5 protein-coding genes and 1 pseudogene are annotated in these 10,979 nt (G+C 66.4%); 5 read left to right on the top strand and 1 reads right to left on the bottom strand.

The genetic code is table 11. The annotated features are described in order from the left end of the window. Both RHODMAR_RS04090 and RHODMAR_RS04095 read left to right on the top strand, forming a co-directional pair. Positions 1 to 431: pseudogene (locus RHODMAR_RS04090) on the top strand (hypothetical protein); the annotation flags it as partial. Between the two features lie 58 nt (positions 432 to 489). Next, on the top strand, positions 490 to 1,992 hold the full coding sequence (locus tag RHODMAR_RS04095; protein ID WP_042937923.1) for a DUF4185 domain-containing protein: 1,503 nt from the start codon (positions 490 to 492) through the stop codon (positions 1,990 to 1,992). 51 nt (positions 1,993 to 2,043) lie between these two features. On the opposite strand, the gene RHODMAR_RS04100 is transcribed toward RHODMAR_RS04095, so the two are convergent. Beyond that, a complete protein-coding gene (locus RHODMAR_RS04100) occupies positions 2,044 to 3,510 on the bottom strand; it encodes a CCA tRNA nucleotidyltransferase (RefSeq protein WP_008711569.1) in 1,467 nt (488 codons plus the stop codon). A 101-nt stretch (positions 3,511 to 3,611) separates the two neighbouring features. Here RHODMAR_RS04100 and RHODMAR_RS04105 point away from each other — a divergent pair, with 101 nt between their 5' ends. Genes RHODMAR_RS04105 through RHODMAR_RS04115 form a run of 3 tightly spaced genes read left to right on the top strand, consistent with a single transcriptional unit; the run spans position 3,612 to position 10,914 of the window. Then, a complete protein-coding gene (locus RHODMAR_RS04105) occupies positions 3,612 to 4,187 on the top strand; it encodes an NUDIX hydrolase (protein ID WP_008711571.1) in 576 nt (191 codons plus the stop codon). Further along, entirely contained in the window at positions 4,184 to 6,595 is a 2,412-nt protein-coding gene (locus RHODMAR_RS04110; RefSeq protein WP_008711573.1) for a DUF6049 family protein, read from the top strand. Before RHODMAR_RS04105 ends, RHODMAR_RS04110 begins: the two co-directional genes overlap by 4 nt. Then, a complete protein-coding gene (locus RHODMAR_RS04115) occupies positions 6,592 to 10,914 on the top strand; it encodes a peptidoglycan biosynthesis protein MviN (RefSeq protein ID WP_008711574.1) in 4,323 nt (1,440 codons plus the stop codon). Before RHODMAR_RS04110 ends, RHODMAR_RS04115 begins: the two co-directional genes overlap by 4 nt. The last annotated feature ends 65 nt before the right edge of the window (positions 10,915 to 10,979 follow it).

Genomic DNA, 10,979 nt, shown 5'->3' on the forward strand with positions numbered 1-10,979 from the left:
CGGGCATGTTCCTCGCCGCAGTGATCACTCCCTTCGCAGTTCCCCGGTTGGGACGTACCTCCACGATTGCGCTCGCCCTCGCACTCGCCATCGTGGCGCAGCTCGCCGCCGTCTCGGGCCTGACACAGAACAGCTTGTTGATCGGGGCCTTCCTGTTGGGGATCGCCGGGCAGACCGTCAAACTCAGCGGCGACGCCGCGATGCAGATCGAGATCGACGACACTCATCGCGGACGCGTCTTCGCGTTGCAGGACACCGTGTTCAACATCGCGTTCGTCGCCGCTCTGGCCGCGGCAGCATTCGCCATCGGCCCCGGGACCACCGATCTGAGCCAGGACCCCACCGCGCGCACCCTGGTGCTGTCCGGGGCCGGCCTCTACGCCCTCGGATTGGCCGCGGTGGCCGCCAATACCAGGCGCGCACGCCGCTGACGTGGTGTATCTTTCCCTTTCGTACCGGCAGGTTTCTTCGGAGAAATGGGGGCGCCGGATGCGTAGCCGCACAACATCGCTGGGTTGCCTACTTGCCGTTGCCGCGGGAACGGCCGTCTTTGCTGCGCCCCCCGCGTTCGCTGCGCCGCCACCGCCGGTGAACTCCTGCGGCGAAACAGGATTCGACCCCAAGGACTATCCGCCCGAGCCCATCGGCCCGGGCAATCCACCGCAGCTACCACCATTACCGGACCGGCTGGTAATACCTGTTCCGTATCCGTCCGTCGAACTGGTACCGGTGCCCGACCCACCACCGAACAACACCCGCGTCCAGGCCGAACCGCTCACCGATCCGTGTGCAGACCCGTGCCCCGATCTCACCGACACCGCCGACACACCCTTGCCGGGCAGCGGGTCTGCAGACCACCTGCCGTTCCCCCGCATCGAGATCGACCCGCAGCCCGACACCATCCCCATCCCGATCCCCGGGCCCGGTGGCAGCCCGGCGACACCGCCGCCCGCCCCCGTCGACACCGCCGCAGAGCCCGGGCCGAGCACGCCGCGGCCTGCAGCACCGGCCGTCGGCAACGTCGAGGTGGTCGCGCAACTGACCGGGCCGGGTTCGGAGAATCGCACCGACAAACGCTGGCAGGTCGACGGCACCGATCTCGGCATCATGTGGGAGAGCAAGCCCGGCGAGGTCGCGATCGCATTCGGCGATTCCTTCGGTACGGGATGGGAGTTCGGCGTTCCCGGTGGTGACGACTGGCGCTCCAACGTGCTGGGGCACAGCACCGACACCGACCTCTCCGACGGCATGAACCTGGACTCCATGGTCCAGGATTCACGTTGTCACGCAGCGGAATTGCTGCCCTCGCGCAAGATCAAGAACTGGGAGACCACGGTCATCCCCACGTCCGGATTCGCGATCGAGGACCGGCAATACATGTCCTACATGTCCGTTCGGCGCTGGAGCGCGATCCCCGGCATGTGGTGGACCAACTACGGCGGCATCGCGTATTCCGACGACAACGGTTCCACCTGGGTCAAGGACGAGCATGCCAAGTGGGACAACGTGTTCGGCGTCTCCAAGTTCCAGGTGTCGACGATGGTCCCGGCAGGGGAGTACGTCTACATGTTCGGCACCGTCAACGGACGCATCGGACAGGTCGGTCTCGCACGCGTGCCCGAGGCCGATGTGCTGAACAAGACCGCCTACCAGTACTGGGTGAACGGAACCTGGTCTCCCGTCGGATCGAACGAGGCCACCCCCATCGCCGACGGTATGGCCGGGGAACTGTCGGTCCAACACGACGAGGACCGAGGCCTCTGGCGGATGACCTACCTCGATCCGATCCGCGGAAATATCGTTCTGCGGGAGTCGAATTCGCCACAGGGGGAGTGGACCGCACCGACGACCTTGATCGACACTGCCGAGTACCCGAAGACCTACGGCGGCTTCATCCACCCCTGGTCGACGTCGAACGAGTTGTACTTCACCGTCTCGGAATGGGACAGCTACAACGTCTACCTGATGAAGGCCGAGCTTCGCTCGTCGTGAGTGGAAGTTCGTAGTGGGCTACGAAGTCCCGCGCACGTGCGCGGGACGCGCCTATTGCGTCTGCCACCACTCCAGCAGAGCGGCTTCGGCGTCCTCACGGGAGAGCGGTCCGCGGTCGAGACGCAGCTCTTTGAGGTATTTCCACGCCTTGCCCACGTCGGGTCCGGCCGCAATGCCGAGCAACTCCATGATGGCGTTGCCGTCCAGATCGGGGCGAACCCGCGCGAGATCCTCCTGCTCGGTGATCCGGGCGATGCGCACTTCGAGATCGTCGTACGTGGCCTGCAGCGCGGCGGCTCGACGCTTGTTCCTGGTGGTCGAATCGGCCCGAACCAGCTTGTGCAACGTGGGGAGTAGCTCGCCGGCATCGGTGGCGTAGCGGCGGACGGCCGAGTCGGTCCACTGACCCTTGCCGTAACCGTGAAAGCGCAGATGCAAGAACACCAGGTGCGAGACGTCCTCGATCATCTTCTTGGAATACTTCAAGGCGCGCATACGCTTTCGCACCAGCTTGGCACCGACCACCTCGTGGTGATGGAAGCTGACTCCGCCGCCCGGCTCGTTGCGTTTGGTGTCGGGCTTACCGATGTCGTGGAGAAGTGCGGCCCAACGCAACACCAGGTCGGGATCGCCGTCCTCGAGATCTATCGCCTGCTTCAGGACCGTCAACGAATGCCAGTAGACGTCCTTGTGCTGATGATGCTCGTCGATCTCGAGCTTCATATCGGGTACTTCGGGAATGATTCGCTGGGCCAGGCCCGTCTCGCACATCACGTCGATTCCGTCGATCGGATGCGCGCCGAGCATCAACTTGTCCAATTCGACCTGAATTCGCTCGGCCGTGATGCGGTCGATCTGCTCCGCCATGTCCGTCATGGCGCGGTGTACCCGTGGCATGAGCGAGAAACCGAGCTGCGAGACGAACCGGGCTGCGCGCAGCATCCGCAGCGGATCGTCACCGAACGAGACCTCCGGTGCCGACGGGGTGTCCAGAAAGCCCTCGAGCAGAGCGTCCATCCCGCCGAGCGGGTCGACGAACTCCTGGGTGCCGTCGCTTCCGAGACGTACGGCCATGGCATTGACGGTGAAGTCGCGTCGAACGAGATCTTCTTCGAGGCTGTTGCCGTACTGCACCTCGGGATTACGGGAGACCTGATCGTAGGAATCGGCGCGATACGTGGTGATCTCGATCTGCTGGCCGTCCTTGGCCGCGCTGATGGTGCCGAACGCGATACCGGTGTCCCACTGATGATCGGCCCAGCCCGACAGCAACGTCTGCACGTCCTCGGGCCTGGCGTCGGTGGTGAAGTCCAGATCGGTTCCGAGTCGACCGAGAACCGCATCGCGCACCGTTCCGCCGACGAGGTACAGCTCGTGCCCGGCGGCAGCGAACAGGCCTCCGAGCGGAGTCAACACCGGGGCGAGTTCACGCAATGTCACAGCTGCTCCGGCCAGCAACCTCTCCCGGCGGGCATCGGTGTGCTCGGCGGAAACGGAAGACAAGGACTGATCGGCCACGGTGGAAGAGCCTACTGGCGCTGCACCGACCCGATTGTCTCGGCCACTGACCACGGTGCGGCACGGCAGAAGAGTGCGCACGGGCAACTAGTATGGATTGGGTGTCTGCTGCCGAACGATCGAACAGGAGCCGCCGCAACCCGCGGCGGCGTCAGACACGCGCCGACACCGAAGCACCCAAACTGCGCACCGTCCGGGAAACCTCTGCCGGCGGCCTGGTGGTCGACGGTATCGATGGCCCGCCCGCCACGCGCTGCGCCGCCCTGATCGGACGCACCGACCGCCGCGGGCGCCTGCTCTGGTCCCTGCCCAAGGGACATATCGAGTACGGCGAAACCGCCGAACAGACGGCCATGCGTGAGGTAGCCGAGGAAACCGGCATCCGCGGAACCGTCCTGGCGTCACTGGGCAGCATCGACTACTGGTTCGTCACCGAAGGCCGACGCGTCCACAAGACCGTCCACCACTATCTGCTCCGATTCCTCGGCGGCGAACTCTCGGACGAAGACCTGGAGGTCACCGAGGTCGCCTGGGTGCCGCTCAGCGAACTGCCGTCGCGACTCGCCTACGCCGACGAACGCAAACTGGCCGCCATCGCCACCCGCCTCATCGACGACATGAACAGCGGCGACACCAACAGCGGAAGTTCGAGCGCACCCGCCCCCGGCGAGAAATGATCGTCCGGGCCCGGAAGGTCACTGCCGTTGCTCTGACCTCGTTTCTCCTTGCGGTAGCGCCTGCAGTCGGCGGAGCGGCGTTGCTGCCCGGGCAACTTCCGAGTGCTGCCGCCCAGCCCGATGTGTCCGTGGACAACACCGACGGCGCAACCGGCACCGTGTCCGACACCCCCATGACGCAGGCGGGCAACCCCTTCCTGACGCTGCGCATCGACACCGTCGCACCGTCCACCGTCACCACCACCAGTGATCCGTTCGTCACCGTCCGTGCCACGGTGACCAACACCGGGGACCGATCCGTCCAGGACGTCAGCGTGCGCATGCAGTCTGCCGCCGCCATCGACACCACGGCCGGTTTGCGCACCTCGCTGACCCTCGACCAGGACAGCTTCGACCGCGTCGGCAATTTCGTCACGATCGCCGACACGCTGGAGGAGGACGAGAGCCGCCAGTTCGACATGTCGATGCCGCTGCGCAGCACCACCGAGCCCTCGCTCGACATCGATGCGCCCGGCGTCTATCCGCTGCTGCTCAACGTCAACGGCACACCCGAATACGGCGGAACGGCACGTCTCGACGACGCGCGCTTCCTGCTCCCCGTCGTCGGACTGCCCCGCAATCCCGATGAGCAGGACCCCGTCGCCCCCGATGCGAGTCCGCTGCCGCCGAACACCCGAAATCCCGTCGCGATGACAGTGCTGTGGCCGTTGGCCGACATTCCCCGCCTCGCTGCCGGACTACCCGGCTCGGTCGACGAGCGCGTCCGACTGATCGACGACGAGCTGGCCGGGGAACTTGCCGACGGCGGCCGACTCGACACCTTGCTCAAAGCGGTGGAATTCGCGACGCAACCGAACCTCGACCCGGGCGGCAATCTGGCATCGAGCCTGTGTCTCGGCATCGACCCCGACCTGCTCGTCACCGTCTCGAACATGACTCGCGGCTACCTCGTCGTCGACAACCCGGCAGACCCGGCCAGCACCGCCCGTGAGGGCACCGGAGCCGCCGCCGCCGCCCGGTGGCTCTCCCGTCTCGAAGCGGTGGCGTCGAGCAATTGCGTGACGGCGATGCCGTTCTCGCAGACCGATCTGGGGGCGGTGGCCGACATCGACGACGCTGCACTGCTCAGGGGCGCACTCACCGCTCCGGCGGACATCGTCGACGGCATCCTCGGCATCACCTCGACACGGGGCTTCACCTGGAGCAGCACCGGTGGCGTCGACGCGAACACCGCCGATGCCCTGCGCTCGGCGGGCACCGGCACGGTGCTGGTCGCCGACAACAGCCTCAGCCCGCCGACGCCGGCACCGACATCGCTGCTGCTCACGGGGACCGTTCCCCCGACCGACACCGAGCCGATTGCACCGCTGGCTGCCACCCAGTACGACGCAGCCACCGCGACGGCACTGGCCGGCGTCGGGGACACACCGTCCACTCCCGCCCTGACCCCCAACGATCAGCGCTTCGACCTCGCTACGGACTCACGCACGGCACGGCTGCAGGATGCACTCGGGGCAGTCAACTTCCATGCGCTCGTCGGTACCGATCGGCCGGGACGGACCGTCACCGTCGCGCCCCCGCAGTACTGGACCGCAGGGGGTGACGAACCGTCGGCCATTCTGTCCTCGGTGTCCTCCCTACTGCGCTCGGGATTGGCGACGCCGAGACCGCTGTCCGATCTACTCGCCGAGCCCGTCTCCGGGCCCCCGGTGAACAGCATCGATGCGGCAACCGAACTCGACGCCCGCACCATCGCTCTCGTCCGATCGCAGAGCGCTCGGATCGAGACCCTGATGCAGTCGCTGGTCGAGGAGCCCCAGTCGCCGCTCACCCCACGCCTGTACGCCGCTCCACTGCGGGAGGACATGCTCCGCGCCCTCTCGACCGCGGGGCGTGCCAGTTCGATCGACGAAGAAGCCGGAACCATGGCCCGCACCCGGCTTGCCGCCACCCGCATCGGACTCGACACCATCTACGGGTCGGTGACCGTGTTGGCACCCGGCGGGGTGTACACCCTCGCCTCCGAGCAGAGTCCGCTGCTACTGGTCGCACGAAACGACCTTCCGCTCCCGGTCAACGTGCTGCTCCGAGTCGATGCGCCGCCGGAAATGACGGTCAGCGATGTCGGCGTCACCCAGCTCCCGGCCCGCGGTTCACGGACCATCACCGTCCCGGCGGAGGTCGACGACACGCGCAATCTGTCCGTCGATTTCTCCGTCACCACACTCGACGGCTCCAGGCTGGGCGAGGTGTCGACGGTGTCCGTACGGTCGAACGCATACGGCCAGGCCTTGGCCATAATTACCGCTTGCGCCGGTGCGCTCCTACTGTTACTTGCGGGTCGACGACTCTGGCATCGATTCAGGGGCCAACCCGACCCGGCCGACGAAGGGTACGAAAGACCATGACAGGCAACGTCCCGTACGACGGCGACCTGCCGCGGTCCCGCCTGCCCGCAACGCAGGTATTTCGGCGTACGACGCCACCGCGGTCCGCACCGTGGGAACGGCGGGCGCAGCCGGAGCTGCGCTCGTACCCGGCACCGCCCCCGCTCGACGGGCAGCCGGCTGCCGACGACACCATCACCCAACTCATCCCGCGGTTCCGGGACGAGGATTACCCGCAGGATCCGTCGTACCCAGCTCCGTCCGGGACGGTTCCGCCGACCGAGATTCCCCCGAACGGGACCGAGCCGGCACCGCAGCCCCAGCCGAAACCCGAGCCGAAACCGCAGAAGTCCCTGCTGGCCGCGTCGGGCTCCATCGCGGTAGCAACGTTGGTCAGCCGCATCACCGGATTCGCCAAGCAGGTCGCCATGACGGCTACCCTCGGCCCGGCGATCGCCAGCGCGTTCACCGTTTCGACGATTCTGCCGAACATGATCTCCGAGCTGGTCCTCGGCGCTGTGCTCGGAGCCATCGTCGTGCCGGTTCTGGTGCGAGCCGAGCAGGAGGACGCCGACGGCGGACGTGACTTCGTCCGACGCCTGTTCACCATCGCGGTGGCACTGCTGGGAACCGTCGCCCTCGCCGCGACGATCGCCGCGCCACTGTTGGCGCGGCTCATGCTGTCCGGAAACCCCAAGGTCGACGAGCAACTGACCATCGCGTTCACCTATCTGGTGCTGCCCGCCCTGATGTTCTATGGGCTCTCCGGCCTGCTCACCGCGGTCCTGAACACCCGGCAGAACTTCAGACCCGGTGCCTGGGCACCGGTGTTCAACAACCTTGTCGTGCTCGCGGTGTTCGCTCTGTACTTCTTCATGCCGGGTGAAACCACCGTGAATCCGTCCGAGATGACAACTCCGCAGCTGACGATCATCGGCCTCGGCGTCACCGCTGGTGTCATCACACAGGTGCTGGCGCTGATCCCCGCGCTCCGCCGCGAGAAGATCGACCTGCGCCCGCTCTGGGGATTCGACGAGCGACTCAAGAAGTTCGGCGCGATGGCGGCCGCGATCGTGCTGTACGTCGTCATCAGTCAGATCGGTCTGATCGTCGCCACCAACATCTCCTCGGGAGCCGACAACGCGAGCCCGACGATCTACTCCCAGGCCTGGATCGTGCTCCAACTGCCCTACGGCATCCTCGGCGTCACCGTGCTGACAGCGATCATGCCCAGGCTCAGCCGCAACGCCGCGAACGGTGACACGCCCTCGGTGGTCGATGATCTCTCCGTCGCCACTCGGCTGACGATGGTCGCCATGGTCCCGATCGTGGTGTTCCTGACGTTTGCGGGGCCGTGGGTCGGCGAGGCGCTGTACGGGTTCGGCAATTTTGCGCCCGACGCCAACCGGCTGGGTGAGGCCGTGAGCTGGTCGGCGTTCTCCCTCATCCCGTACGCCCTGGTTCTGATCCACCTCCGGGTCTTCTATGCCCGCGAGCAGGCCTGGACACCGACCTGGATCATCCTCGGCATCACCGGCGTCAAGATCAGCCTGTCGTTGCTCGCCCCGATCGTCGCGTCCTCACCCGAGCAGGTGGTGCTGCTCCTGGGTACCGCCACCGGCCTGGGCTACACCGTCGGAGCGATCATCGGCGGATACCTACTGCACAAGAGCCTGGGCAACCTGCGGATGGCGAACGTCGGCAAAACCATCTGGTTGGTGCTCCTCGCCTCGCTGGCCGGCGGTGCCGCCATGCTCGCGATCGACCGGATTCTGGGCCTCGACGCCGCGATGAACGGCTGGTTGGGCAACTTCGTCCGCGTCGCGATCGACGCCGTCGTCATGCTCGGAATCACGTTCTCGATACTCTGGTACGGGAAGATTCCAGAAGTTCTGGCGGTCACCGTGGCGCTGAGCCGCATCGTTCGTAGATTCCGCGGTGCGCCCGATCGACAGGAAGCCGATCTGGCCGCCGCAGAAACCGGCGTAATTCCGGTTATTCGAACCGAGCCCACATCGGACACTGCGCGGGATCGTCTCCCGTACCCTGGTCATCGGCACCCGGGGGCACAAGCCAACGCAGGTCGACCGTTCGCAGGACAACACGGGGCATATTCGCCTGAAGGAGTGACAGTGACCGACGACGATGTTGCTGGGGGGCCGGCACAGTCTCCAGCAAACGAAGCCGACCGAACGAGCGGCGGAGTCGAAGTCGACACCCAGAACCGCACCGACTCAGCGGCCGAGAAGACCGATAAGTCTGCGTCTCCTTCCAGTACACCGTCTCGTTCCCAGGCAGCGACACCCTCCAAGACACCGTCTGCTGCCAAGACACCGCCTCCGGCCAAGACAGCAGCTCCCTCCACGACGCCTGCGTCCTCGGAGCCACAGAGCGCAGCCGAGGAGCGCGAACCGAGCGACGAGAAGTCGGCCGAATCGGGCGGCAAGCCCAGCACCGACAAGCCGGTTCGCAAGCCCGTCGATCAGACGATTGCGATTTCCAAAGCTGCTCTGGCGTCGCGACCGACCGACAAGACCATCTCGATCTCGAAGGCACAACTGCCGAGCGAGAGCCCCGCCGACGACAAGACACCGGCAGACTCGAAGACAGAGGCGGCATCCACCTCCGGATCCGAGTCGGAGCCTGCATCCAAGTCCAAGTCCAAGACCCGGGACAAGTCCGACAAGACCCCAGCAGGAGCGGCACGGCAGAAGGCGGCGGGGTCCTCGACCACCGCCGACGAGTCCGAGGACTCCACTGCAGCCGCTTCGGAAGACGCTCCCGAGCGTGCTCTGCGTGGCCCCACCCTCATTCCCGGGGCCTCCGTCGCCGGTGGACGGTATCGACTGCTGGTACCGCACGGCGGCGCGCGTGGCCTCAAGTTCTGGCAAGCCCACGACGTCAAGCTCGACCGCGAGGTCGCGCTGACGTTCGTCGACGCCGAACAGCAGTCCACTGCGTCGACCAACGACCGCAACGAGGGACCCCAGGCCATTCTCTCGCGCACGCTGCGGCTGGGTCGGATCAATTCGCCCGGCCTTGCCCGTGTGCTCGACGTGGTGCGCGGAAGCTCCGGAGGCATCGTCGTCGCGGAGTGGACCCCAGGCCGGTCACTACGCGAAATGGCCGACACCGTGCCGGCACCCACCGGTGCTGCTCGCGCGATCAAGGTGCTGGCCGCGGCCGCCGAGGCGGCACACCGCAGCGGCGGTGCGCTGTCGATCGATCATCCCGATCGCGTACGCATCAGCTCCAGCGGCAACGCCGTGCTGGCATTCCCCGCCACCCTGGCCGACGCGGATCCGAGCTCGGATGTCCGCGGTCTCGGTGCCATGCTCTACGCCCTGATCACCGCCAGGTGGCCGCTGTCCGACACCACCGGCGGAGCCGTCGTATCCGGTGACGCAACTCCGGCTCGCAGCGTCGGGGGTATGCGGCCCGCCGACCGCGACGACAAAGGCACACCGCTCGAGCCGAGGCAGGTTCGTCCCGATGTCCCGTTCGAGATCTCTGCCGTTGCAGTCCGGGCACTGGAACAGAACAGCGGAATCCGTACAGCGGCCACCGTGCAGCACGTCCTCGATCAGGCAGCCGTCGTCAACGACAAAACCGATCTGATGCCGGCTCTTCGATTGGGCCAGCGCCCGGCGGGTGCCAGTGGCCACTCGCTCGCGGACCCGGAGGAGATCGCCGCCGAGAAGGCGAAGTCGACCCGCACCAATATCGCTATTGCGGTGCTCGGCACGTTGACGGTGATCATTCTGGCTTTCGCCGGCTACTGGCTGTTCACCTCGATCGCCGGTAGCAGCAGCGATGCCCCTCTCGACAGCCAGGAGTTCGGACTGACCACGCCCGCCGAGCCGCCACCGGCAAGCGATACCGCCGCGCCGGCCGCCCCCGCGCCGACGGGTGGCCCGGTTGCGTTGAACGGGGTCGGCGTCTTCTCTCCGCAGGGCACTGCCGACAACGCCGGCTCTGCCTCCAACGTGATCGACAACGACCCGGGCACCGCGTGGACAACCGACAGCTACTTCCAGCAGTTCCCCGCGCTCAAGAACGGTGTCGGCTTGCTCGTGTCGATCCCGTCGACGGACCTGAAGAACGCGTGGATCGAGTCGTCGTCGCCGGGAACGGTCGTCGAGATCAGATCGGCTCCGAACGACTCTCCCGGTCTGAGTGACACCACGCTGCTCGGCGAAGCCACTCTGCAGAACGGTAGAACCGACATCGCTCTGTCCGAGGTCGACCCCACGGCGAACGTGCTCGTCTGGATCACCAGACTCGGCGAGCAGGGTGGCCGTATCGCCACCTCGATCTCCGAGATCGGTTTCGACTCCTAGATCCAACGCTCGGTACGCAAAACGGCCTCGTTTCGTACTTCATGGTCTCCATGGCCTAGGCTCCC

This window comes from Rhodococcus sp. AW25M09, assembly GCF_000333955.1.
In the GTDB taxonomy this organism is placed as follows: Bacteria; Actinomycetota; Actinomycetes; order Mycobacteriales; family Mycobacteriaceae; genus Rhodococcoides.